22 protein-coding genes are annotated in these 25,391 nt (G+C 50.6%); 16 read left to right on the top strand and 6 right to left on the bottom strand.

The genetic code is table 11. From position 1 onward, the window contains the following. Nucleotides 1-95: 95 nt before the first annotated feature. Entirely contained in the window at nucleotides 96-713 is a 618-nt protein-coding gene (yihA, locus tag JUB14_RS15865) for a ribosome biogenesis GTP-binding protein YihA/YsxC (RefSeq protein ID WP_207507315.1), read from the bottom strand. Between the two features lie 240 nt (nucleotides 714-953). On the opposite strand from yihA, the gene JUB14_RS15860 reads away from it, so the two are divergent. Next, complete coding sequence (locus JUB14_RS15860) at nucleotides 954-1,412, top strand: thioredoxin family protein (protein WP_207507314.1); 459 nt, start codon at nucleotides 954-956, stop codon at nucleotides 1,410-1,412. 52 nt (nucleotides 1,413-1,464) lie between these two features. Here the strand turns inward: JUB14_RS15860 and JUB14_RS15855 are convergent, their stop codons facing one another. From JUB14_RS15855 to JUB14_RS15840, 4 genes are all read right to left on the bottom strand, one after another. Then, entirely contained in the window at nucleotides 1,465-2,598 is a 1,134-nt protein-coding gene (locus tag JUB14_RS15855) for a DegT/DnrJ/EryC1/StrS family aminotransferase (RefSeq protein ID WP_207507313.1), read from the bottom strand. 55 nt (nucleotides 2,599-2,653) lie between these two features. Further along, nucleotides 2,654-3,259 (bottom strand): acetyltransferase, encoded by a 606-nt coding sequence (locus tag JUB14_RS15850; RefSeq protein ID WP_207507312.1) that lies wholly within the window; start codon nucleotides 3,257-3,259, stop codon nucleotides 2,654-2,656. A gap of 121 nt (nucleotides 3,260-3,380) precedes the next feature. Beyond that, entirely contained in the window at nucleotides 3,381-3,986 is a 606-nt protein-coding gene (locus tag JUB14_RS15845; RefSeq protein ID WP_207507311.1) for a sugar transferase, read from the bottom strand. 11 nt (nucleotides 3,987-3,997) lie between these two features. Further along, nucleotides 3,998-6,406, bottom strand: a complete 2,409-nt coding sequence (locus JUB14_RS15840) for an alpha-ketoacid dehydrogenase subunit alpha/beta (protein WP_207507310.1) — start codon at nucleotides 6,404-6,406, stop codon at nucleotides 3,998-4,000. 224 nt (nucleotides 6,407-6,630) lie between these two features. Here JUB14_RS15840 and JUB14_RS15835 point away from each other — a divergent pair, with 224 nt between their 5' ends. Beyond that, a complete protein-coding gene (locus tag JUB14_RS15835) occupies nucleotides 6,631-7,035 on the top strand; it encodes a DUF1573 domain-containing protein (protein ID WP_207507309.1) in 405 nt (134 codons plus the stop codon). 96 nt (nucleotides 7,036-7,131) lie between these two features. On the opposite strand, the gene JUB14_RS15830 is transcribed toward JUB14_RS15835, so the two are convergent. Continuing rightward, nucleotides 7,132-9,999, bottom strand: a complete 2,868-nt coding sequence (locus tag JUB14_RS15830) for a putative LPS assembly protein LptD (protein ID WP_310586154.1) — start codon at nucleotides 9,997-9,999, stop codon at nucleotides 7,132-7,134. A gap of 122 nt (nucleotides 10,000-10,121) precedes the next feature. Here JUB14_RS15830 and JUB14_RS15825 point away from each other — a divergent pair, with 122 nt between their 5' ends. From JUB14_RS15825 to katG, 14 genes are all read left to right on the top strand, one after another. After that, nucleotides 10,122-10,922 (top strand): N-acetylmuramoyl-L-alanine amidase family protein, encoded by an 801-nt coding sequence (locus JUB14_RS15825; protein WP_207507307.1) that lies wholly within the window; start codon nucleotides 10,122-10,124, stop codon nucleotides 10,920-10,922. Between the two features lie 51 nt (nucleotides 10,923-10,973). Beyond that, entirely contained in the window at nucleotides 10,974-11,966 is a 993-nt protein-coding gene (locus JUB14_RS15820; RefSeq protein WP_207507306.1) for an MlaD family protein, read from the top strand. Nucleotides 11,967-12,138: 172 nt separating this feature from the next. Beyond that, nucleotides 12,139-13,752 (top strand): acyl-CoA carboxylase subunit beta, encoded by a 1,614-nt coding sequence (locus tag JUB14_RS15815; protein ID WP_207507305.1) that lies wholly within the window; start codon nucleotides 12,139-12,141, stop codon nucleotides 13,750-13,752. A 142-nt stretch (nucleotides 13,753-13,894) separates the two neighbouring features. Beyond that, nucleotides 13,895-14,773: an NAD(P)-dependent oxidoreductase gene (locus tag JUB14_RS15810; RefSeq protein ID WP_207507304.1), complete on the top strand. Its 879-nt coding sequence runs from the start codon at nucleotides 13,895-13,897 to the stop codon at nucleotides 14,771-14,773. 168 nt (nucleotides 14,774-14,941) lie between these two features. Next, nucleotides 14,942-15,559: an outer membrane beta-barrel protein gene (locus tag JUB14_RS15805; RefSeq protein ID WP_207507303.1), complete on the top strand. Its 618-nt coding sequence runs from the start codon at nucleotides 14,942-14,944 to the stop codon at nucleotides 15,557-15,559. Beyond that, nucleotides 15,556-16,182, top strand: a complete 627-nt coding sequence (locus tag JUB14_RS15800) for an outer membrane beta-barrel protein (protein ID WP_207507302.1) — start codon at nucleotides 15,556-15,558, stop codon at nucleotides 16,180-16,182. The genes JUB14_RS15805 and JUB14_RS15800 overlap by 4 nt, the downstream gene beginning before the upstream one ends. Nucleotides 16,183-16,247: 65 nt before the next feature. Then, nucleotides 16,248-16,841, top strand: a complete 594-nt coding sequence (locus JUB14_RS15795; protein WP_207507301.1) for a hypothetical protein — start codon at nucleotides 16,248-16,250, stop codon at nucleotides 16,839-16,841. Nucleotides 16,842-17,035: 194 nt separating this feature from the next. Further along, nucleotides 17,036-17,830 (top strand): hypothetical protein, encoded by a 795-nt coding sequence (locus tag JUB14_RS15790; protein ID WP_207507300.1) that lies wholly within the window; start codon nucleotides 17,036-17,038, stop codon nucleotides 17,828-17,830. 218 nt (nucleotides 17,831-18,048) lie between these two features. Then, nucleotides 18,049-20,184, top strand: coding sequence for a TonB-dependent receptor (locus JUB14_RS15785; RefSeq protein ID WP_207507299.1), 2,136 nt, complete (start codon nucleotides 18,049-18,051; stop codon nucleotides 20,182-20,184). Then, nucleotides 20,144-20,401, top strand: a complete 258-nt coding sequence (locus tag JUB14_RS15780; RefSeq protein ID WP_207507298.1) for a hypothetical protein — start codon at nucleotides 20,144-20,146, stop codon at nucleotides 20,399-20,401. Before JUB14_RS15785 ends, JUB14_RS15780 begins: the two co-directional genes overlap by 41 nt. A gap of 4 nt (nucleotides 20,402-20,405) precedes the next feature. Beyond that, nucleotides 20,406-21,362 carry a DUF4249 domain-containing protein gene (locus tag JUB14_RS15775; protein ID WP_207507297.1) on the top strand — a complete coding sequence of 319 codons (957 nt, stop codon included), beginning with the start codon at nucleotides 20,406-20,408 and terminating at the stop codon, nucleotides 21,360-21,362. A 267-nt stretch (nucleotides 21,363-21,629) separates the two neighbouring features. After that, complete coding sequence (locus JUB14_RS15770; protein ID WP_207507296.1) at nucleotides 21,630-22,061, top strand: outer membrane protein; 432 nt, start codon at nucleotides 21,630-21,632, stop codon at nucleotides 22,059-22,061. A gap of 135 nt (nucleotides 22,062-22,196) precedes the next feature. Then, nucleotides 22,197-22,841 (top strand): class I SAM-dependent methyltransferase, encoded by a 645-nt coding sequence (locus tag JUB14_RS15765; RefSeq protein WP_207507295.1) that lies wholly within the window; start codon nucleotides 22,197-22,199, stop codon nucleotides 22,839-22,841. Between the two features lie 246 nt (nucleotides 22,842-23,087). Next, nucleotides 23,088-25,358: a catalase/peroxidase HPI gene (gene katG, locus JUB14_RS15760; protein ID WP_207507294.1), complete on the top strand. Its 2,271-nt coding sequence runs from the start codon at nucleotides 23,088-23,090 to the stop codon at nucleotides 25,356-25,358. Nucleotides 25,359-25,391: the final 33 nt, after the last annotated feature.

Raw genomic sequence — 25,391 nt, 5'->3', positions numbered from 1 at the left:
ATGACTAGATAATAGCAAGCAAACTGGTATTAGAAATCAGGATCAGGCCCGGTTTCTGTCCGCAAAATAACAGAAAGATTAGGCGGTAAACAACTCTACCGGGACCTTGCCTCTTCAAACGCCAGATTATAGTTTTCTATTGTTTCGAGGAGTACTTCGCGTCCCTCTCCCTTCTCGGATGAGGTCACAAATATCGGAGGTAGTTCTTCCCATACTTCCAGGAGCTTTTGTTTGTAACTTTCTACGTGCGCCGCTACCTGATTACTCTTTTTCAGCTTATCCACCTTTGTAAATACTATATGGAAGGGAACTCCATCGGCGCCCAATTTCTCCATAAATTCAAGGTCAACGCGTTGCGGATCGTGACGACTATCTATGAGCACAAAGGTACATACCAGGTTGGGCCGGTTGCGGAGATAGTTGTCAATCATCGGCTGCCAGCTTTCACGATCCGTCTTACTCACCTTAGCATAACCGTATCCGGGTAAGTCTACCAGGTACCAGGAGTCATTGATCATAAAATGGTTGATCAGTTGGGTCTTACCCGGCTGCTGGGATGTTTTGGCCAGATTTTTGCGATCTGTCAGCATGTTGATCAGCGAAGACTTACCGACGTTGGAGCGTCCGATAAAAGCATACTCCGGCCTGTCCGGCTCCGGGCAAAGGCGGTAGTCAGTATTACTTGTTATAAATTTCGCTTCTTTAATCTTCATGGTTCACCTGGTTAGTAGGGGGCAAAGGTACACCATTTTTGCCCTAACACCGAATAGCCTCATTGTAAGGGGGGATAGAAGGAGGCTAATGGCACAATTAAAATTTATTTTATAATTTGGTGGTACAAAAGCCCGAACGGTCAGATAGCCCCTGAAGAATTATCTAAGGACGAAACGAAATACAGGGCCACTGGCGTTATACAATTATTGGTAAGCATGGATCTAACAAAACCAAATCTAATGAGAACATTTCAGAGAGTAGCGTGGGTGTGGGGACTAGTACTAATCGTAGCTACATCAGCGTTGGCTGAGGGTGATAAGAAACCAACCAAGGCGCCGGCTGAGGAAGGAATACAATTTACGGAAGCGGCCTGGGCAGCCGTTGTAAAGAAAGCGAAAGCAGAGAAGAAGATTATTTTTCTGGATGCCTACGCCAGCTGGTGTGGACCTTGTAAGCTACTCCAGAAAAATGTATTTACTCGTCCGGATGTAGGCGATCTGTTCAACAAGAACTTCGTAAATGTGAAGGTAGATATGGAGAAGGGTGAAGGTCCCCAGTTGTCACGTCTGTTCCCGCTGGAAGCTTACCCAACGTTGTTCTTTATTGATTCCAATGGTAAAGTACTCAAGAAAGTAATCGGCTATCAGTCTCCCGAAGCTCTCATTAGCATTGGGAAGAGCCTGACAACCGCTCAATAAAGAGACAACATTGAAAGAAATAGGAAAGCCCGGCCATAAGGCCGGGCTTTTTTCATTTAAAGAGAGTTCTGATTATTTCTGCAATTCGACTACGATCGTGATCAGTAAGGTTAGAGCCGGAGGGGAGGCATAGCCCCTGCTCAAAAAGCCCTTCCGCTACCCGGCCACCCCAATAAGGAGCACTCTGAAACACGGGCTGCAGGTGCATGGGCTTCCAGAGAGGCCGCGACTCGATATTTTCCTCTTCCAGGCGTAGCCTGACAGTTTCCCAGGTGATACCACCGGATGACGCCGGGTCAATGGTAATACAGCTGAGCCAGCGATTGGAGAAAGAATCAGCGGGCTCCTGCTGAAAGGTTACACCGGGTAAGTCAGAAAGTACCTGTGTGTAGTAGTCATAGTTAGAGCGGCGTTGGGCTACGCGTTCGTCCAGTACTTCCAGTTGTCCGCGCCCTATGCCCGCGCATACATTGCTCAACCGGTAGTTGTAGCCGATCTGGGAGTGCTGGTAGTGCGGAGCCGAATCACGCGCCTGCGTAGCCAGGAATCGAGCCTGGTTGATCAGTGCTTCATCATTAGAGAGCAAAGCGCCGCCACCGGAGGTAGTAATGATCTTATTACCGTTGAAGGATAATACGCTGAGAGAGCCAAAAGAACCTAGCTTCTGTCCCCGATAGCTGGAGCCCAGGGCTTCGGCCGCGTCTTCTATAAAGGGTACTCCATACTTAGCACAGACAGCCAGTACTTCGTCCAGTCGAGCGGGCATTCCGTACAGGTGTACTCCGATCACAGCCTTAGGCTTTTGCTCCCGTGCAGTATATTTTTCCAGAGCCGTTTTGAGTGCGTCAGGACAAATATTCCAGGTAGTAGGTTCGCTATCTATAAATACAGGCGTGGCTCCCTGGTACATGATCGGGTTGGCACTGGCCGCGAAAGTAAAAGACTGGCACAGCACCAGATCACCCGGACCTACCCCAAGCATCACCAGCGCCAGGTGCAGAGCCGCAGTTCCCGACGACAGGGCCGCCGCGTGAGCGGTGCCCACATAACTGGCTAGTTCGTCCTCAAAGGCATTCACGTTAGGTCCCAGTGGGGCAACCCAGTTGGTGTCAAAAGCTTCCTGTACGTATTTGAATTCGTTTCCGCTGAGGTGAGGCGACGACAGCCATATCTTATCCTGAGGCATTATGTAATGTGCTAATGGTAAGGTGTATATGAATCAAAGAAGCTTTCGGAAAGTACTACCACTCATCCACCACCTCTACCACTTTACCCGGATTACCCCGTACGATGGCACCATCAGGTACATCTTTGACTACTACAGTTCCGGCACCTATTTTACAGCCCCGGCCAATGGTCAGGTTAGGTGCTACCACGGTACCTGCTCCTATCAGGGTACCTTCGCCCACCTGTACATTTCCACACAGGATAGTCCCCGGTGCTATGTGTACAAAGTCAGCTATACGGCAGTCGTGGTCAACAGAAGCGGCAGTATTGATAATGACATGACGGCCTATGGTGGTATCAGCCTGTACCGTAGCCCGGTGCAGGATGACTGTACCTTCACCTGCCCTGACACTGGGATCTACCAGAGCCGACGAATGAACAGCCCTTCCAAACGGGTGCTGAACCTGCTGAGCTATCCTGCGGCGAACATCATTATAGCCGATAGCGACAATAATGGCTCTTTCGTGCTCATACGAGGGATTATAAGGACCTACCACTGGAATGTTACCCAGCAATTTCTTAGCCGGATCATCGTCAAAAACAGCTTTAACTGTCCGTCCGTTGGAGTGGAGGCAGGAGGCTATTACTTTGGCATGGCCGCTGGCACCGTACAGTAGCATAGGGTTAGAATTATGAATTAGTGAATTCTGAGTTATAGATGTATTCTACACACACTTGCCTCTTTCTAGTAGTAATAACTAAAAAACGCAGCATTCATCATTCAAAAATTCAGAATTCTTTTCATCCATTGCCCTCAAACTTCTCCATCGTAACGGAGGTAGCGGAGCTGATGCCTTCGCGGCGAATGGTTTTCCAGATGGTCAGGAGAAGGATTTTCAGATCCAGCCCGAGTGACAGATTATCTACATACCACACGTCATACGCAAACTTCTGCGTCCAGCTGATGGTGTTACGACCATTGACCTGGGCCCAGCCGGTGATGCCCGGACGTACCTGGTGGCGGCGCTGCTGCTGCTCGTTGTACAGGGGCAGGTACTCGACCAACAGCGGACGCGGGCCGATCAGACTCATGTCGCCCCGGAGTACATTCCAGAGCTGAGGGAGTTCGTCGAGGGAGGTTTTGCGAACAAACCGCCCTACGGGAGTCAGCCGTTCGCTGTCGGGGAGTAGCTGGCCGCTGGCATCGCGGCGATCATTCATGGTCTTGAACTTGACCAGCGTGAATACCCTTTCGTGCAGACCGGGTCGTAGCTGGCGGAAGAAGGGGAAGCCACCGTTGGCAAACCAGAGGAGTAGGGTGAGTATAAGAAGAAGCGGCGACAGGACCATTAGTCCTGCCGCCGCCGCCGTAACATCTATTAACCTTTTACCAAAAGCTCGGTACATACGCCCCCGGATCAGTACAAAGAAGGAAAACGCTGTGGTTCTGCTTCGTGCATGATGGCATAAACCGCCTCAAATACGTCATCTACGTTGGGCTTCGAGAAGTAGTCTCCATCGGAACCGTAAGCAGGGCGGTGTGGCTTGGCCGACAAGGTCTGTGGAGCAGAGTCAAGCCAGCGATAAGCATTCTGTCTCTCCACTACCTGCTGCATCATATAAGCCGATGCACCACCTGGTACATCCTCATCCGCAAACAAGACCCGATTGGTCTTCCGGATTGAGTCTACAATGCGATGGTTGATGTCAAAAGGCAGGAGCGATTGCACATCTATTACTTCTACACTAATACCCATCTGCTCGAGTTGTACGGCTGCTTCCAGTACAATACGACACATTGAGCCATAGGTTACGACAGTGACGTCAGTACCTTCATGCAGTACTTCGGGCTCACCCAGGGGCAGGCACAACTCTCCAATGTTGGAAGGCAGACGCTCCTTGAGGCGGTAGCCATTGAGCGGCTCTATTACCAGAGCCGGATCATCGCCTTTGATCAGGGTATTATATAAGCCAGCCGCCTGAGTAAAGTTACGGGGTACCAGTACATGCATGCCACGGAGGCTTCCGAGCATAGCAGCCAGTTGTGAACCCGAGTGCCATATCCCCTCCAGACGGTGGCCCCGCGACCGCACGATTACCGGTGCTTTCTGGCCGCCTGCTGTACGGTAGCGCAGGGTAGCCAGGTCGTCGGTAAGGGTAGCCAGCGCGTAGAATATATAGTCGAAGTACTGGATCTCCACGATGGGGCGAAGGCCACGCATGGCCATGCCTATACCCTGACCGATAATAGTCGTTTCACGAATACCCGTATCAGAAATACGAATCTCACCGAATTTTTCCTGTAAGCCAGCCATTCCCTGGTTCACATCACCTATATGCCCTACATCCTCTCCTAGAGCCACCACACGAGGGTCCCTAGTAAAAAGTGCGTCGAAGTAGGAGCGGATAATGTCACGTCCGTCCAGCATAGGGCTGGCTTCTTCGTAGGTAGGCGAGACTGCCTCTACCTTCAGGGGTGATTCATCCGATTGGCTGTACAGGTTATGACTGTACCGCTTTGCATTGTTTTCCAGTTCCTGATGTAGCCAGTCCTGCAGCGGACGCCGCACTTCCGGAGCATCCGTAGCCAATATACGTAAGGCCTTGCGTACGGTAGATACACTGTCCCGTCTCAGGGGCTGATAGGTTTTGCGTAGCTCAGTAGTCAGCTCCTGTATCGCCTGTCCGTTGGATACCTCCTGCGAAACCTTTTCGAGTAGACTTACTACCTGGCGCTGTTCCTCCTCGATGTCGTGACGAAACGCTTTCCAGGCTTTGTTGCGGCTATCGCGGGCTGTTTCTTTCGCTTCTTTTTCGATGGCATTTACTTCCTCTTCGGTAGCGTAGCCATTCTCGAGTATCCACTCTCTGAACCGTGGGTTGCAGTCATGGTCAGCTTCCCACTTCAGGCGCTCTTTGTTTTTGTAGCGCTCATGGGAGCCGGATGAAGAGTGCCCCTGCGGCTGAGTAAGCTCCTGCACGTGTACCAGTACAGGTACCTGTTCGGTTCGGCACAGGGCGGCAGCCTTCTGGTAGGTTTCAATAAGAGCAGGGTAATCCCACCCCTTCACAGTAAATATCTCAATACCGGCTTCGTCTTCGGTGCGCTGCAGGCCGGCCAGGGCTTTGGATATACTACCCTTGGTCGTCTGGTACTCGATGGGGACGGATATACCGTAGCCATCATCCCATACCGACATCAGAAGCGGCACCTGTAAGACGCCGGCCGCATTCATAGTTTCCCAGAACATCCCCTGCGAGGTAGAGGCATCACCGATAGCGCCGAATACAATCTCATTTCCCTGTTTTGAAAAGGTACTGAGCTGATGCAGTGCTTCGTTGAGCCTGTATAATTTGGAGGCATAAGCCAGTCCAAGAGAGCGCGGAACCTGTCCGGCCGTTGGTGAGATATCACATACGGAGTTATAGAGCTGGGTCTGGTCGCGCCAGTGTCCATCCGCGTCAAGCCAGCGGGTAGCATAGTGGCCATTCATAGAGCGCCCACCCGTATGGGGATCGTGAGCTATATCAGCGTGCGCGTATAACTGAGCAAAAAACTGCTGCCACGTCAGATTACCCAGAGCCGCTTCAACAGTCTGGTCACGGTAGTAGCCCGAGCGAAAATCACCCAGCCGGAAAGCACGTGCCATCGCTACCTGTGCTACCTCCTTACCATCACCAAATATTCCGAATTTTGCCCGGCCGCCCATCACATCTTTACGCCCCAGTAAGCTTACCTGTCGGCTCTCGCAGGCCATGCGATAGTCTTCAAGGATCTTCTCCTGACTAAGTACACTATTTTTGGGCAAAATATCGTTTATAAGCATAGCATTTCCGGTAACAGCACGTTCGATAATTGTGTAAGTAATATACAGCTTTGAACGTTTTACGTCAAAAATAAATTAAAATCCTTCTCCTTTCAAAAAAACGAATTCTTATGTTTCTTTGTTGGAGAAGAGCCTGAATAGTCAAAAGTTTGGCAAACCTTTTGTATACTAACCAAGTGTTGTCTTAGCAAACAAATTTTTCACAACTAAATTTTGAGGGTATCATGAAAAAGTTTTTTTCAGTTTTGGTAGTGTTGTTATCAGTAGCAACCTTCAGTTATGCGCAGAAAGGGGTAATGAAGTTTAAGGAAGAAACGCATAGCTTTGGTAAAATAGAGCAGGGTAAGCCTGTTACCCATGAGTTTACTTTCACCAACTCAGGTACTGATCCGATTGTTATCTCTAACGTAAGTGCCTCATGTGGCTGTACTACTCCCAGCTATACCAAAGATCCTGTACTACCCGGTAAGACTGGTTCGATCAAGGCTACGTATAATGCCGCTGCTATGGGTACCTTTAATAAGTCGGTAACTGTATTTAGCAACTCCGAGTCACCAAGCATTACGCTGTTCCTGAAAGGTGAGGTAGTTTCGAAAGATCAGGCTGCCAAAGCATCGACCAAGAAGTAATCTTTCTGATTATATAGTATTACACCACAAGAGCGGCCTCCCCAGACGGGGAGGCCGCTCTTGTGGTGTATAGGCGGGGCCAGTAGATGGCTGCTCTTAATAACCACCCCGGTCGTAGAAGGAGCGGCGGCGGGATAGTTTAAGATCCTGCAGGATCGATGACTTAGCTTTCAGCGTAAAGTTGTAGTTACTAGCCCGGAACTGGCTACCGGCAAAAGGAGTCCAGTTGAAGCTCATGTCCCAGCAGTGCAGGTCGCGGTAGAGCGAAAGAGTAGTAATGGATGGCCTGAAAGCCACAAAGTCAAAACCGGACTGAACGCTTAGTTTCCACTTGGGCGTCAGGCTCAGGTCACCCGTCACGTTGACGGTCTGTATGAGGCTGGGCTGTTGTAAGCCTATGCGTGACAGGCCGAAGTTATAGTTCAGCGTCACGTTCCAGGGAATATTAAAGTCCACGTACAGATCCGGGTGCCGTTCTATAAACTCCATTTGCTCCTCTGTTACCAAAGGATTATTAGGAGGAGTAGTGATATTGTTTACCCCGGTCGGAGTGGGCTGGGTCTTGTTGTTCCCCTTCTTTGGTGAGAAACTGGTGCCCAGAGCCAGGTTCAGGTTCTGGAGTCGGGCGAGCCCTTGTCCTCTGGTGATGGCAAATTCATTGATCTTGATTCCTGTCGCGCTGGTAAATGATCCGCGTGTATCAGGTATATACGCGTAGGGATCAAAGTTCATGTTGAAGTTCAGGTTCAGGTTCTGTCCGATCCGGGCGTTGGCGTTAACGTTGATGTTGGATAGGTTAAGTGAGTCAGCCAGCATGTTATAGGACCCTCCTATACTAAGGTTGTCCAGCAGAGATACCTTCTCGAATTGGGAAGCTGCCGTATCACTCTTGGATCGTAACTTCATCTCAAAGGAGTTGTTGAGGCTGTACGATACCACCCCCGCTGCACGCGATGATCCCCCACCGATACCACTTCCAAGCCCCCGGAAACGCGACAGCAGACGGGTGTCGCCTATGTCGTTGATAGTCACCTGCTGATAAAAGCTGCTGTTGGTCGAGAAATCAGGCGTATAGCTGAATGAGAGGGATGGAATTACCGTATGCCGGATGGCTTCCAGCCGGCGCCCCCGTACAAAGAAAGTACCATAAAAGCGGGTGTTCATTCCCGCTCCGAACCCATAGGTGTATTCGGTGGAGATGGTATTGACGGTGTCGATCCGGATCCGGTTGTTGCCCAGGTACTGGTAGTTGTATTTCTTGGTAAATACCTCCCCCTGTAAAGATATATTGGGAGTAAAGTTGATATAGCGCAGCAACTTAAAGTTAGGCAGCGAGATAGGGAGTGAGTACCGGCCCGCGAACTGCGCATCGCGGAGCATGGTGGGCAGGTTGGCAAACTCAAACGGGATAACCACGTCACCACTTTTGATTCGTGACGTATCTACCGGATTAGCAATGATAAATCCAAGCCGGGAGAATGAAGTATCAATGGGAGTAAGGGCATTGGATACGGTGTAGTTACCAGTAAATTCCATACCCAGTCGGAAACTCTCGTACCAGCGCCCGGTACCGCCGTTAAGGGCGAAGGGGGCGATCTGGTTGATGCCAAAGTTGAAGTCGGACGATACGGCTGTTCTACCACCTTCACGTCGTCCGGTTTGCTGGCTGTACTGGCCGAAGTTCTGGTTGACACGCACACTGGCTCCGGCCCGGGCGTATTGTCCGAAAGTACGGTTATACTGTACCGATGAAGTAGCGATGTTAGATATATACCGCTGCGTCTCGATGGCATTGAACTGGTTGAAGCTGTTGCTCGTGATGTTGACGTTGGCCGAGAAGGTAGAATTACCCCGGGGGACTGGCGCATGCGACCACAGCAGGCTGAAGTCATTACGGCCGGGTACTCTTAGTATCCGGTCGATCTCGTCGCCGGAGCGGTTGCGGTTAAATCGGAACGCGAAGTTACCATTGTAGCGGTAGCGCATAGCGTACGTAGAGGCTATACCGGCTCCCCAGCTACCGGTAGAATAGATCTGCCCGGTAATGGCGGCATTGACGTATTTGCTGATGGCAAAGTAGTAGCCCCCGTCGCGCAGGTAGAAACCACGCCCGTTGGGCTCCTCACCATACTGCGGAAATAAGATTCCTGAAGTACCTATTTCTTTCTTTTTGGGGAAGGGAAAAAAGCCAAAGGGAAGGCCTATTGGTAAGGGTACATCAGCTATGACCAAGTTAAATGGCCCCGACACGACCTGCTTGTTCTCAATTACTTTGAGCTTGGGCGCATTGATGTGGAAGTGCGGCTCCGCCAGGGTACAGGTAGTATAGATAGATCCTCTGATATACAGGTTCCCTACGTTGTCCCGCTTGACTCGGTCTCCGCGTATGTTTCCTTCGCCCTGCTGGGTCACTATCTCTCGAATAAATCCTTTCTTGGTCTTGAAGTTATACCGTAGCTCACGGCTGTTGTAGGTCTCCGGTCCATCCTGGAATATAGGTTCCCCGACTGCCTTCTTAGTCGTAGAGTCATAAGTACCTTTTGCAAACACTTCGTTCGTTACCCAGTTAAGCCTTATATAATTCGCTTGCAATTTTATGGTCCCGTACGTAACTTGGGCATTACCATACAAGTGCACCTGCTTGCCGTCTACATCCATAATGGTAGAGTCTTCGGCGGCATACTCTACTACCGACTGCAGGTCGCTTTGTGAAGCCAGAGTATCGGTCTGGGTGGAGTCAGTTGTAACGGCTAAGCCCGCTCCCGCCTGGCTGGTATCCGCAGGAATGGTGTCGAGTCGGGGTACACTAATACCGGGAACTGCCGTTCCGGGAACCGCCGTTCCGGGTACAACTGTGCCGTCCGCCGGGTTTGTAACCGGGCGAGTGGACTGGGGCTGACGGAGTAGACCTGGTAGACGCGTTTTCCGCTGCTGGGCATTAGCCTGTCCCACTAGCAGAACCACGAATAGGCCCAGCCATATAATAATAGCTTGTTTTTTCAGTTGTACAATTAGATTATTTTTGCAATAAGAAGCCAAAATTAGCAGAGAAATCTCTTTCAAGTAACGCACCAACCCTAAATTTAATGTTAAAAGTTCTTAAAATCGTAGGCGCAGCAGGTTGTTTGATGTTGAGTGTAGCCTTTGCTTTTCAAGAAGAACCCGAACCAGAGAACGACCCGCGGAAAATTGACGTAGTTGTTATTGATGCCGGACATGGAGGCCACGACATCGGCACCCGCGGACGGGTGGCTCGCGAGTCACGTACTACCCTCAAAATAGCTCTGGCTCTGGGCCGTAAAATTAAGGCAGAAATGCCGGAGGTGAAAGTACTTTATACCCGTACATCGGATGTTTTTGTGGACCTGGCTGACCGCTCCGCCTACGCCAACCGTAACCGGGCTGATCTCTTTGTTTCTATTCACTGCAACTACGCTCCTGGTTCCAGCCGGGTTAGGGGGACCGAAACCTACGTAATGGGTCTTCACAAGACCGAAGGTAACCTGGAAGTAGCCAAGCGGGAAAACTCCGTTATCCTTCAGGAAAATAACTACAAACAGAAGTACAAAGGATTTGATCCTGACTCGCCGCTGGCGCATATCATGCTGGCCAATTACCAGAGCGCGTTCCTGACCAGCAGCTTACGTTATGCTGATCACGTAGAGCATCAGTTCAAGACCATTACCCAGCGTTCCAGCCGGGGAGTGAAGCAGGCAGGCTTTCTGGTACTGTGGCGTACGACCATGCCTAGTGTACTGGTAGAGACCGGCTTCCTGAGCAACCCTACCGAAGAGTCTTATCTGAATTCGGATCGGGGACAGGACGAGGTAGCCGAATCGCTTTACACCGCTTTTAAACAATACAAGCGTGAGATGGAACGATATTAATTGTATTTTCGTAGCGAAAATAGCAATTAGTTCTGTCATCACTACTAGTCCATGAAAATATCAAAGGAAGCAAAAGTCGGATTACTGGCTGTCGTTACTATGACGATGCTGTACTTCGGCTTTAATTTTTTAAAAGGTTCTGATCTCTTTTCCCGCACTAACAAATACTACGTTGTTTATGATAATATAGATGGTCTTACAGCATCTAACCCTGTATTACTTAACGGTTTATCAATAGGGCGCGTGAGTGAGATTACTATCATGCAGAATAGAGGTAACCACCTGCTGGTGACTCTCGATGTTAACAAAGACATACAGGTACATCAGGGTACTGTAGCGGTACTTGACGATGGAGGTCTGCTGGGAGGTAAGGTCATCCGGCTGGATATGGCTTCAACCGGTCCGGTGCTTAATGGCCAGGATACGCTGGTAGGTAAGAAGGAGGCCGGTATCTCATCTTTACTACAGGAGAAGGCCCTGCCGGTAATCGATCAGGCCGACTCACTTATGGCTCATCTGAACGTGGTAGCCCTGGGGTTCCGCGAAACCGGTACTATTCTCAATCAGGTACTTCGTAACTACGATCAAACTGGTCAGGTACTAAAAGGTACCCTGGAAGATAACCGCGCCAATATCGCGGCTCTGACGGCTAACCTCAATCAGTTGACGAATTCGCTGGTCCAGACTGAAAAGCAGCTAAAACCGATATTGGCTAAGACCAACACGTTTGCTGACTCGCTGAATGCCCTCCGATTGGGTGAAACCCTCGCTGCCACCCGTCAGACTATTACTGAGATGAAGGGCATTCTGACAGAGATCAAGTCCGGAGATGGTACGTTGGGCAAGCTGGCTAATGATGAGGCCCTCTACAATAACCTGAACTACACCCTGCTCAGCATGAATAAGCTGATGACCAATCTGCGGGAGAATCCTAGTCGTTACATTCATTTCTCGGTATTCGGGAAGAAGGATAAAGGTACTGCCGAAGTAGCCATAGATACTACCGTCAGAATAAAGTCGCTGGATCCCGAACCGGCACAATAACCGGGGCTGACATAGCTGATAGATACAACAGGAAGACGTCTGGCGAGAGCCGGACGTCTTCTTTATTTTAGAACAATGGAAAAGGATATGGTTTTATAATATATTCACGGGTGGCAACATCAGGGGCTACCCGACTATTCCATTTGTTCCAAAATACACTTCATCAAGCCCAATGACTACTCAGGATACTATTCATCAACTACTCGAAGAACTTAAACAACGCTACGAAACCGTCAAGCTGGGAGGAGGACCCAAAAAGATCGAAGCTCAGCATAAGAAAGGAAAGCTGACCGCCCGCGAGCGCATCCAGTACCTCATCGACCCCAACTCAGAGTTGCTGGAAGTAGGGGCCTTTGTGGGGGATGGCATGTACGAAGCCGAAGGCGGCTGCCCCTCGGGTGGGGTAGTGGTGGGTATAGGCTACGTGTCGGGCCGGCCCTGTGTGATAGTAGCCAACGATGCTACCGTCAAGGCCGGAGCCTGGTTTCCCATCGCGGCCAAGAAAAACCTGCGGGCGCAGGAGATAGCCATGGAAAACCGCCTGCCCATCATCTACCTCGTGGATAGCGCTGGCGTGTACCTGCCCATGCAGTCGGAAGTATTTGCGGATAAGGAACACTTCGGACGCATCTTCCGGAACAACGCGCAGATGTCAGCCATGGGTATCGTCCAGATCTCTGCCATTATGGGTAGCTGCGTGGCCGGTGGGGCCTACCTGCCCATCATGTCCGACGAGGCACTGATCGTGGAAGGTACCGGCTCGGTATTCCTGGCGGGGCCGTATCTGGTGAAATCATCCATTGGTGAAGATGTGGACGCCGAAACTCTGGGGGGCGCTACCATGCACTGTGAAATATCAGGCGTGACCGACAACAAGTACCCCGACGACCAGAGCTGCCTCGACGCTATCAGGAGGCACATGGACAAGCTGGGACATTCGGACAAGGCAGGATTTGACCGGAAGGAGCCGGTAGCTTCCGCACGAAAGCCGGAGGAACTCTATGACCTGCTTCCTGCTGACCGTATGAAGCCCTACGACATGCGCCATATACTGGAGTGCATCGTGGACAGGGGCGAGCTGGATGAGTACAAGCCCGACTACGGCAAGACGATCCTCTGTGCCTACGCTCGGGTAGACGGCTGGGCGGTAGGTATTGTAGCCAATCAGCGCAAGATGGTAAAATCGGGTAAAGGCGAGATGCAGATGGGAGGCGTGATCTACGCTGACTCGGCCGACAAGGCCACCCGCTTTATCATGAACTGTAATCAGAAAAAGATACCGCTACTGTTCTTCCACGATGTATCGGGCTTTATGGTAGGCAGCCGGGCCGAGCAGGGGGGCATCATCAAGGACGGAGCCAAGATGGTCAATGCGGTAGCTAATTCGGTAGTACCCAAGTTTGCTTTCATTGTAGGCAACTCGTACGGAGCCGGTAACTACGCCATGTGCGGCAAGGCCTACGACCCGCGCCTGATCTACGCCTGGCCTACTGCCCAGATGGCGGTGATGAGTGGGGCCTCGGCGGCCAAGACGCTGCTACAGATCGAAACGGCCTCGCTCAAAGCTAAGGGAGAAGTAATAACTCCCGAAGCCGAGCAGGAGCTACTGAAAGAAATCACTGACCGCTATAACCGGGAACTATCGCCCTACTACGCCGCCGCCCGCCTGTGGGTAGATGGTATCATTGATCCCGTCGAATCAAGGAAGGTAATATCCATGGGTATCGAAGCCGCTAATCACGCCCCTATTACCCGACCCTTTAATGTAGGGGTGATACAGGTGTAGGACGTCATACTGATACCTATGGTACAGTTCTGCACAGTACCATAGGTACTACTAATACCGGTTCCACGGTTCAAAACCGTGGAACCGGTCAGCGAAATCCAGAAATTAAATACGACCTGCTAACCACTAATAGCTAAAATCCATGTCCGAAAAAATTGCCTTTATGGGGCTAGGAACCCTGGGTACGCCTATCGCCGCCAACCTTATTCAGGACGGCCACGAACTCACCGTATGGAACCGTACTAAAGGAAAAGCTCAGTCGCTGCTGGATCAGGGAGCCACAGAAGCCGATAGTCCCGAAGAGGCTGTAACACCCGGCGGAGTAGTAATATCTGTACTCGCTGACGATGCCGCGGTGGAAGCCACTTTCAGTAAGGAAGTACTGGAACGATTGGGTGAAGGCGGTCTGCATATTTCTATGAGTACCATCGCCCCGGCTACTGCCCGCCGCCTCGCGGACCAGCATGCCCAGTACGGCGTAGCCTACATAGCGGCTCCCATTTTTGCCCGTCCCGACGCGGTGTCCGCCCGGGTAGGTAATCTGTGCCTTTCGGGTGAAGCAGCGGCCAGGGAGCGGGCCCAAGCCGTGGTACAGCCGCTGGTAAAGGGCCTGTTTGACTTTGGCGATGAGGTAGGGGCGGCCAATGTGGTCAAGCTCGCCGGTAACTACATGATTGCCGCCAGTATGGAGATGATGGCCGAGGCCTTTACCATGGCCGAAAAGAGTGGGATAGCCCGGCAGGCCATTTATGAGATGTTTACGCAGACGCTCTTTGCGGCGCCTATCTTCCAGAACTACGGCCGCATGATCGCTAAGAATACTTACGAACCCGTAGGCTTTAAGCTGCCGCTGGGTCTGAAAGACCTCAACCTGGTACTCGAAACAGCGTCGGAGGTACAGTCACCTATGCCCCTGGCGAGCATGCTACGCGACCGGCTCATCTCGGCCCGAGCCAAAGGCCGCGACCACCTCGACTGGACTGCTCTCGCGCAGGGCGTCTCAGATGACGCAGGTCTCTAAGGATCTCTTAGAAGTACTCAGGCTCCCGGTATTGAATAGACTGGGAGCCTGCTTTTTTACCAGCTACGCTCATCGGAAACCGTTAAATAAGTTTTGAATAAAATAGTTGGCGGGAGTGACAAAAAGTTGGTTCTTGTGCTTTTATGAGAACAACCAGAGTTTCTTCAAATGCTATCTCTACGCCATTGGCCCGTACTATTTCTGTTCTTTACCAGTTTTACCAGTTCCCTTTTCAATAGTGTCTGGGCGCAAAGCAAGCTATCGATAGCTCCTACCGTAGCTCCCTTTTCTTCTTATTCAGATTCACAAAAGCAGAACTATCTTCTGTTCAAGTATGGTACCGGCCTTACTATTGGAGCTAACATCAACTACCACTTCACTCCGGTTTGGTCGCTTACTACGGGGTACTGGTACCAGTGGGGCAAAGTAAAGGGTCAGTATGGTGACTTTTTTAATTTCTTTCGATCCCAGGAAGAATATATGAATATTCCGCTTCTGCTCAATATGCGTCCTTCCTCAAGAAAAGTGTCTCCTTATTTTTCCGGAGGGGTGATACTCTCCAAAGAAACAGGATTATATAAGTCGCGTATGGCCGCTAAGACCATGCTCGGAGCGGGTGTTTCCTATCAGCTAAGTCCCAGGCTGACTGTTATAGCCCAACCAACTCTTGTATTGGGATCAGATCGACATGAAAAAGAAGAGTATCCTTCATTCCCTGCTAAGCGTCAGCTGAGTTTTCAGGCGCAGCTCTCGTACCACCTTTTTCCCGTAAAGTCAAAACTATGAAAGCATTTGGTAATACCGTGTGGAAAAGGTTTGGAGTTATTTGTGCATTAATGTGCTGGCTGGCGATAGGTTTGCCCACTGCCAGGGCACAGAGTAAATTGTCAATGTCTGCCCTACTGGCTCCGAGTTATATTAAGACTTCTTCTTACAACGACCAGGGAGGGCGCTATCGTAGTCATCATACTAGCTTACCCCTGGGCGCTATGCTCCATTATCATTTTTCTGACCGGTGGTCTGCCTCATCTGGTCTATTGCTAGAGTGGACTGACGATTCACGTAAAGAATCCAACTTTATTTCCCAGTCCCATTATTTCTCTATCCCCATCTTGTTAAACTATCAAACTAACCAAAAGCGACTGTCTCCCTATTTTTCTGCAGGTACTCAACTTCACAATTGGAAGTATTGGAACTACGGCGTTCCAGGTGAAGAAGTAGGGGTTAACTTTGGTAGTAGAGTGCAGTCAGTGCGTATAAGATTATTCCTGGGTGCTGGTTTGAAGTACCAGCTTAACGAACACCTGTCGCTCATTATACAGCCAGTATTTACTTATGAAGCAAAAAATTGGATAGGTGCACGTACCTTCCAATACAGCCTCCAGACACAGCTGGTGTGCCGGTTTTGATAGAGCATTTATATCCCGTATTGCCACATTATTATTAACCCTTTATCACCAACAAAATCTACTTCATGAAGAAGCTATTCCTTGTTCTTGCTCTATTATTCAACAGCTACTGGGGTATTTGTCAGATGGGTACCCGCCATAGTGTCAAAGCAGGTGTATCCTATGTACTATTTGGTACCGGTGATATGGTAGGGTTTAACTACTACAATGAATATAATCAAAGCCTTAACCCCTATGTAACCTTTGCACCATCCCTGCACGTAGGGTATGGTTCCAGAGATGAGGGATATGCACGATTCACCAAGGCTTCTATCTCTCTTGACCCTAACTTTTTTGTATCACCTATGTGGTTTGATCGGAGCAAGATTCGACTAGGTATTGGTCCTTCATTACGCTATACATCCAGTTCATTGCCAACTTCCCATGGGTATTCTCTCGTCGGCCCAATTCCGGAACATCCCACTGATCAGGCTACTTATGCCATTGATTTGAATTATACGCGTCCTATGAACTATTGGGCAGTGGGGTATACCGTAGTACTTGAAGGCGAAGTAACTCTTGACCGCGGGTGGAGTACTGGAATAAGAGCATCCTTCCAGAATTATACAAGTGGCGGAACGGTAGCTAACATAGGCTTGAATGTAGGTTATCAGTTTTAGATGCTAACCTAGGTTAAGATGAATTAACTATACCCGACGATAAGCCGTTTCTGGCAGTTTGGAAACTATGACAGGACGTTACATATTTCGAAGCTGCTGTTAGCTTCTAGCTTGCCTGCACGTATAACCAGAAAAGTGCCCCTCTTCTATATAAAACAACATGTGGTCACTACTACCACTAACTTAAACTATTGATGTCAAATACTTCATTCTGTAATCTACTGTTGGTGTTTCTGATAGTAGTATCTGTTGGTATGGTACATGCTCAGGATGAGTACTACGCCCCATCACTCCCCAGGCCGAAGCCTGATTCCAGCCTCATCTATGGCCGAACAAAAAGCCACTACTATGTCAGGGTAGAAGCCAGTTCCTTCCGTGTGCGCTCCCATCTGGCAGGAGGTGAGTTCTTTTCGCCAGCCCCATACGGCCTGAACGCCAAAGCAGGCCTGATTGCCGGTTTCAACTACCGGGATAAGTGGGAAGTAGAAATGGGACTAAAAGGGTTGGGAGTTTATAATTCGTACCGATTTGACCTCCACAACTCCTTTGGAGCCCCGGCAGGTTCTGGCTTCGGGGAAGGGCTACGCATCAGCTACATGCATATACCAGTGACCGGAAAGGTGATGGTGTGGCGTCCTTCCAAAAAGATTAGCGTGCTGGGTACCTTGGGCGTAGGTTATAGTTGGTACAGAAAAGATGGTATCTCTTTTGCCGGTCCCATGCGTGGACAGGGGGGATTAGGTTTACCTGATGGCTCAATGCTCACCTACACTATAACGGCGACTCATACAAAGAAGTCTAGTTTTGTAACGGGAGAGGTAGGCATGGAACTGAACTGGTTCTTCCTGAGAAAATTGGGACTTACAGTGGCCGCTAAGCGATTATTTGGGCCAGCTACAGTGCTTCTGCGGGAAGGCCAGGTAGTAGAAGACACGTGGGGACCACCTATAGATTTTCTTCCCAGACAGGTGCTACTGGTACCAGTGTAATAATGGGCCTCAGGTATCGACTCTACTAAACTTTCACTTTCTGTAAGAAGGCCTATTTAGATGAAGTGAGCGGCAAAGTAGGTATCAACAGAAGCGATAACGCAACACTGCCTGCTCCCGTAATCAAATGTTAAAAAAGCTTAAATGGAAGGTAGTGTTGCAACGATAGCAGCCGAGGAGGCATCCTCAACCTGAACTGTCCACTTATGCACCTCTCTATGAAGTACCTCCTACCAATATTCTTTTTCCTTAGTTTCATTCAAGCCCAGGCCCAATCGCGCACCGTTACCATTTCAGGCAAAGTACTCGAAGCTGGCAGTGGCGAAGGTCTGGTGGGTGCTTCGGTTCATGCCAAAACCCATCAGCTAGGTACCACCACCAACCAGTATGGCTATTTCAGCCTCAGCGTACCTTCGGGAGCTACTACTATTCAGGTTAGCTATGTGGGCTACCAGTCTCAACTGCTCAGTCTGGATCTGGAAAAGGATACCTTACTGACCGTGGAGCTTTCTGGGGCACAGCTCAATGAAGTAGTTGTGAAAGAAAACCGGGCACCTGGTTTTATAAACGGCAGGTTCTCCATCCCCATTCCAATCCTGAAAAAATTACCGATGCTATTTGGGGAAGCAGATCTGATGAAGGCGCTGTCGTATACACCCGGCGTGATGGTGGGACAGGAAGGAAGCTCCGGCCTGTACGTTCGCGGCGGAAGTCCCGATCAGAACCTGATGCTGCTGGACGAGGCTCCGCTCTACAATCCTTCCCACGTCTTTGGCTTTCTGTCGGTGTTCAACCCCGATGCCATCAAAAACATTGACCTCTACAAAGGCGGCTTTCCCGCCCGTTACGGTGGCCGGGCCTCGTCAGTAGTAGATATTACCATGAAAGATGGTAATTATCAGAAGCACAGCCAGGAGCTGTCGGTGGGCCTGCTGAGCTCCCGCGTACTACTGGAAGGCCCTATCAAATCCAACAAAGCTTCCTACATGCTGGCGGCCCGCCAGATGAATACTTCTCTGCTTTTTCTACCCCGGTACATTAAGCAGTGGTCGGGTAAAGCCGTTGATGAGTTTACCAGCCTGTGGTTCTACGATGTCAACGCCAAGCTCAACTACCGGATCAGCACCAAGGACCAGCTGCACCTGAGCCTGTACAATAACAAGGATAATTTCAGCACCAATGAACAATCCAGCCGGGGTGACCTGGACCGGACCGCTCTGGACTGGTCCAACACTACGGCTACCCTGCGCTATAACCGGATCATCACCCCTAAGCTGTTCGGCAAGGTGATCGGCTACTACAGCCACTTCAACTACCGGATGCAGAATATCAACCGGGCTCCCGTGTCAGATGATGTGGTGCTGCGCAATGAGTACACCCTGAGCAACACCATCGATGACTGGGGCCTGAAAGCCGCGCTGGAATACACCCCCAGCCACCGCTATACCCTGCGCACGGGAGTAGAGCGTATCTGGCACAACTACTACCCCGGCCGCATCAGTATTGTGGACTCCAGCCAGCCGACGCTTACGGTTGACAATGCCAGCAAGCAGATTCCGGCGGTGGAGAGTGCCTGGTACATGGAGAATGACTACGAACCTACCAACTACCTGAAAATAAACCTGGGGCTGCGTCTATCGCAGTTCAAGGTAGAAGAACAGACCTACTACGGCATTGATCCCCGGCTGTCGGTGGGCGTGCCTTTTCACGAGCGGCACACGCTCCGGCTGGGCTTTAGCCGTATGCGGCAGTACAGCCACCAGCTCACCTCCAATGGGGCAGGCTTCCCCAATGACATCTGGGTACCCGCTACGGACAAGGTAGCTCCCGTGAGCAGTGAGCAAATAGACCTGGGCTGGCAGTGGGATATTGGTACTAAGGGGATGTGGACAGCCTCTATCGAGCTGTACCGCAAGCGGATGATTGACCTGATTGACTACCCGCAGGGCTCCAATGTCATCTCTGACTTCAAGAGCAACTGGCAGGATCTGGTGCTGACCCGGGGCGTGGGCGTGATGCGGGGCGTGGAGGGATTTGTGCAGAAGAAGCAGGGGGATCTGACCGGCTGGCTGGCCTACACTTATTCCCGGAGTGAGCGGCGCTTTGACCAGATCAACAACGTCAACTGGTACCCGGCCCGCTACGACCGTCCGCATAACCTGTCGCTGGTACTAAACTATAAGCTAAGCCCGAAATGGTCGGTGGCGGGTAACTTCATTTACCAGACGGGCTACCCGGTTACGCTTCCGGGCTTCGGGCGTGGACCTCAGTGGCCGCCCCACCGCCATCTACACCGAGCGCAACAACCACCGTATGCCGGACTACCACCGGCTGGACGTCGCCTTTACATATAGCTACCTGACGCGTAAGCACAGCCGTCCGGCCTCCTGGAACTTCGGAGTGTACAACCTTTACAACCGGGCTAACCCTTACTACCTCGAGCACAAGACTATCTATGAGGTTACTCCACAGGGACCCGGGCAGGTGAATCTGTCCTACGATCGTAATCAAATCTCTAAACAAGCCGTATTACCTATACTACCTTATGTCAGCTATCAGATCAAGTTCTAAAACTGTGCTGTTTTTAGTTCAGGTACTACTCATAACCGGCATCTGGGGTTGTCAGGAAGATACCTATGAGCTGGGTTTTGCTGGTCCTGAGCTCATCATCAATGGTGTGCTGGTTGCTGGTGAATCACCCCGTATTTCCGTTGGTAAGACTTGGCCAGCTACGGGTCAGATACCTGAAAAGCCTTACGTGGAAGATGCCCAGGTGGAACTGCTGGAAGGCGGCCAACCTGTGGGTATGCTTACTTACCTCTCTAATGGTACGTACGGTCTCTCTTCTTATAAGATAGAAGCGGGCAAAACGTATACTGTGCGAGTACAGGGGCTGGGAATGCAGGCGCAATCCAGGCCGGTGCGGGTACCCTTGCCATTCCCTTTGCAGCATTCCTATATGGACTATCAGGCCAAGGTAACTTCGCTGAACGATTGGGCAAAGCCTCACCTATTGAGAGTAGGCATAAAAGACTATCAGGAGCCCGGCAACTACTATGGGGTAGCGGTAACACCCTTCATCAAAGGTGAATTAAAATTTACTAATGTGTCCAACATTGAGGTAAGCAACAGTGGTCTTAACAACCGGGAGGATGATTGCTTTACCCGGGCCGGTTTCTGGAACGGAGAATTTATTGCTATTCCTAATTCTGGCATTACCTCCACTATGATTCTTTACAACGATGCATGTTTTGCTAAACAGGAAAAAGAGTTTGGAATAGTGATCGAAACATTGGTAGCCTATGGAGCGGAAGACTTAGTCAATAACACTATCGATGAGCTACGCTTGCAGATGGCGGTACTCTCTCCAGAATATGTAGCGTATGCCAAAACACAATACAAACCAGAGGGGCCTGATAATGCTTTTATAGAGCCTAAGCGTACTTATACCAATATCGAAGGTGGGCATGGAGTAGTGGCCGCTATGAATCTGGTGCGCAAAAGTGTTCAGGTGAGGCTGCCACCCCTGTAATATGCAAAAGATTCAATTGTTACCTATTCAATTAAGTTCTATGTCGTCTACTACTAATCCCTACATCTCTATGCTCACATTATTTCGTCTACTTCTGTCTGTTTCTCTAAGTGTTTGGGTAGCCTCTTATACCGTAGCTCAGGGTATTAGCGCTTCTGGTACGTACTCTGATAAACGTGTATCCGATGAATTAAAAAAGGGAAATCGAATGGTAGGCATAAACGGCTTTGGCAACTACCGGAACAGTATTGCCGGTAGTGGGGGTCGGTGACGCCGCAGCTAGGTTACCTGATCGCGAACCGTTTGGTAGCGGGATTTCAGCTCTCCTATGGGAAAGATTCGTTCAACTATAAAAACAACAGCCCGCAACTACCGTCGGTACCAGGTCATCAATATCACTCTATTGCTCCGGAGCTTTACAGTAGGTACTATCTGACTGGTTACCGGGTGAAGCCTTTTGTGCAGATTTCAGCCGGGTACAACTGGCAGAAAGAACTTGTAGATACAACAACCGGAGAAGAAGTATCTTCCTCTTCCAACAACTTCATTGGGGCCGGAGGCATCGGGTTGGGGTATATGCTAACCAGAAGTGTCGCTATTGAAGGACTGTACAACTACCGCTTCTTTACGAAGTCCAGAATTATTGATGCTAATGAAGATCTAAAATTCAGGCTGGGAGTATCGGTATTCTTGAGGTAGGTGTTAGTAAAGTAGGACGGCAATATATTGTAAGTTGGTATCAACTTATCGCTCTGAACCATCCAGTACTATAACATAAAACTCTGTGTCAGTTACCACCATGCTTTTTCCAAGGTAACCTGATTCTGTTTATTTATGAAGAAATCACCAAAGGATATCGTCAAAGAAGGTTACGACAAGGTTTCCTACGCGTATCGGGAGGATAGGCCGGATGAATCCGGTGACACCTACCTACGCTATAAGGAATGGATTGATACCTTAGCGGGCCTGGCGAGCCGGGGAGGATATGTGCTGGATCTGGGGTGTGGCTGTGGAGTACCTTCTTCTCTGCTACTTGCCGGGCAGGGGTATCAGGTACTTGGGATTGACTTGTCGCCGGTTCAGATTGAGCGGGCTAAGGAGCTGGTACCTCAGGGGACTTTCCTGTGCGAAGATATGTGTAAGGTCAGCTTTGAAGATAATCTTTTTGACGTAGTAGTCAGTTTTTACGCCCTTATTCATATACCCCTTGAGGAGCAACCTGCGCTTCTGACTAGCGTTTTTAAGTGGTTAAAACCTGGGGGCTACTTTCTATTTACGGCCGGACACACTGCCTGGACTGGAGAGGAGCAGGACTGGCTCCATGTGGAGGGGGCTCATATGTACTGGAGCCACACCGACCGAAGTACTTACCTTTCCTGGCTCACCGATACAGGCTTTACAGTCCTGTGGGACCGATTTATCCCGGAGGGGAAAGGTGGACATACGCTGATACTAGCCAGGAATGAAGTCTCTGCCTAGCCCTCGACAGTACACACTCCGCAGCCACTTTCTCAATAATGCTTCTGCCTTACTTCTCGTTAAAATTAGGCTACTAGTTCATAACTCGCATAGTGATCGTGGAGACTTCCGGAGTTTTCTGTGAAAGACGATATACCCATAGACTAATTAATAGATAATATCTATGATAGTATAAAAAATATAGATTGTCATTATAGAGCTGCTTCTTTTAGATTTGTCTAATCAATAACCCTAAATCTACCACATATGTCTAATAGCATAGGTCCAAACACTAACGTATGGGAGGTGAATGACGAAAGCAAAGTCAACACCGTAGGCAAGTGCCCTTTTTCGAGTGGTGCTCTTAACAAAAGCGCTGGCGGAGGCACCAGAAACCAGGATTGGTGGCCCAATCAGTTGAAGCTTAATATTCTGCGCCAGCATTCTGCTCTGTCCAACCCTATGGATGAAGGCTTTAACTACGCCGAGGAGTTCAAGACCCTGGATCTGGCGGAGGTAAAGAAAGATATTTTTGAGCTGATGACTACTTCGCAGGACTGGTGGCCTGCCGACTATGGTCACTACGGTCCGTTCTTTATCCGGATGGCCTGGCACAGCGCGGGTACCTACCGCATCGGCGATGGCCGGGGCGGCGCGGGTGCCGGTATGCAACGCTTTGCACCCCTCAACAGCTGGCCTGATAATGCTAACCTCGACAAGGCACGCCTGTTGCTGTGGCCTGTGAAGCAGAAGTACGGCCGCAAGCTGTCGTGGGCTGACCTGATGATCCTTACCGGTAACTGTGCCCTCGAATCCATGGGTTTCAAAACGTTTGGGTTTGCCGGCGGACGGGCGGATGTATGGGAGCCTCAGGAAGACGTGTACTGGGGATCCGAAACGGAGTGGCTGGGTGACAGCGCGAGGTATGCGGGCAGCACAGAACATAAACGTACGCTTGAGCATCCGCTTGGAGCTGCGCACATGGGACTTATCTATGTGAACCCCGAAGGTCCGGGCGGAAAGCCTGATCCACTGGCGGCGGCCCATGACATTCGTGAAACCTTCGGCCGTATGGCTATGGATGACTACGAAACCGTAGCGCTGATAGCGGGCGGACACTCCTTTGGTAAAACCCACGGCGCTGCAGATCCTACTAAATACGTAAGCTCAGAACCAGCCGGAGCCACCATCGAAGAGCAAAGCACAGGCTGGCGTAACTCTTATGGTAGTGGCCACGGAGCACACACCATTACCAGTGGTCTGGAAGGAGCCTGGACTACCACGCCTACCCAATGGAGCAACAACTTCTTTGAAAACCTCTTTGGTTTTGAATGGGAGCTGACCAAGAGCCCCGGCGGAGCGCACCAGTGGAAGCCAGTAAATGGCGGTGGTGCCGGTACAGTACCCGATGCGCATGATCCGGCTGTAAAGCACGCGCCATTCATGCTTACGACCGACCTTGCCCTGCGCGTTGACCCGGCCTACGAGAAGATATCAAGACATTTCCATGAGAATCCGGATGAGTTCGCCGACGCATTTGCCCGTGCCTGGTTCAAACTGACGCACCGTGACATGGGCCCCAAGGTGCTGTACCTGGGCTCGGAAGTACCTGCCGAAGACCTGATCTGGCAAGATCCTCTTCCGGCTGTTACGCATCCGCTGATTGACGACCAGGATGTAGCAGCTATCAAGAAAAGGATATTGGCCTCGGGACTACCCATCTCTCAACTGGTATCTACCGCCTGGGCATCGGCCTCTACCTTTCGTGGATCTGACAAGCGTGGTGGAACCAATGGCGCCCGCGTTCGTCTGGCACCTCAGAAGGACTGGGAAGTCAATAATCCAGGCCAACTGGCGACCGTGCTGGCGACGCTCGAAGTGATCCGGCAGGAGTTGGAAAGTACGCTATCGGGTGGTAAGAAGGTATCACTCGCTGACCTGATTGTACTGGCTGGTTGTGCCGGTGTAGAGCAGGCGGCTCGTAACGCCGGTCATGAAGTGACAGTACCTTTCACACCGGGACGTGTGGATGCGTCGCAGGAGCAAACTGATGTGTCCTCCTTTGATGCTATGGAACCAGCTGCCGACGGATTCCGCAACTACGCGAATGCCAAGCACAAGGCCTCAGCAGAAGATATGCTGATCGACAAAGCGCAGCTACTGACACTGACGGCACCAGAGATGACCGTGCTCATTGGAGGAATGCGCGTGCTTAACACGAACTTCGATCACTCACGACATGGTGTCTTTACCAAGCGTCCTGAGACTTTAACCAACGACTACTTCGTGAACCTGCTCGACCTGGGTACTACCTGGAGAGCTACTTCTGATGCACAGACGGTGTTCGTAGGCAGCGACCGCAAAACCGGAGAGCCCAAGTGGTCAGGTACCCGTGTAGACCTCATCTTTGGTTCCAACTCCGAACTGCGCGCCATTGCCGAAGTATACGGATGCAGCGACTCGCAGGAGAAGTTCGTGCGGGACTTCGTAGCCGCCTGGACCAAGGTGATGAACCTGGATCGTTTTGATCTTGCCTAATCGAAGTACTATATTGCTTACTATGTAACAGGG

Source organism: Telluribacter humicola (genome assembly GCF_017355935.1).
GTDB classification, from domain to species: domain Bacteria; phylum Bacteroidota; class Bacteroidia; order Cytophagales; family Spirosomataceae; genus Telluribacter; species Telluribacter humicola.
This window is presented reverse-complemented; position numbering and strand designations above follow the sequence as displayed.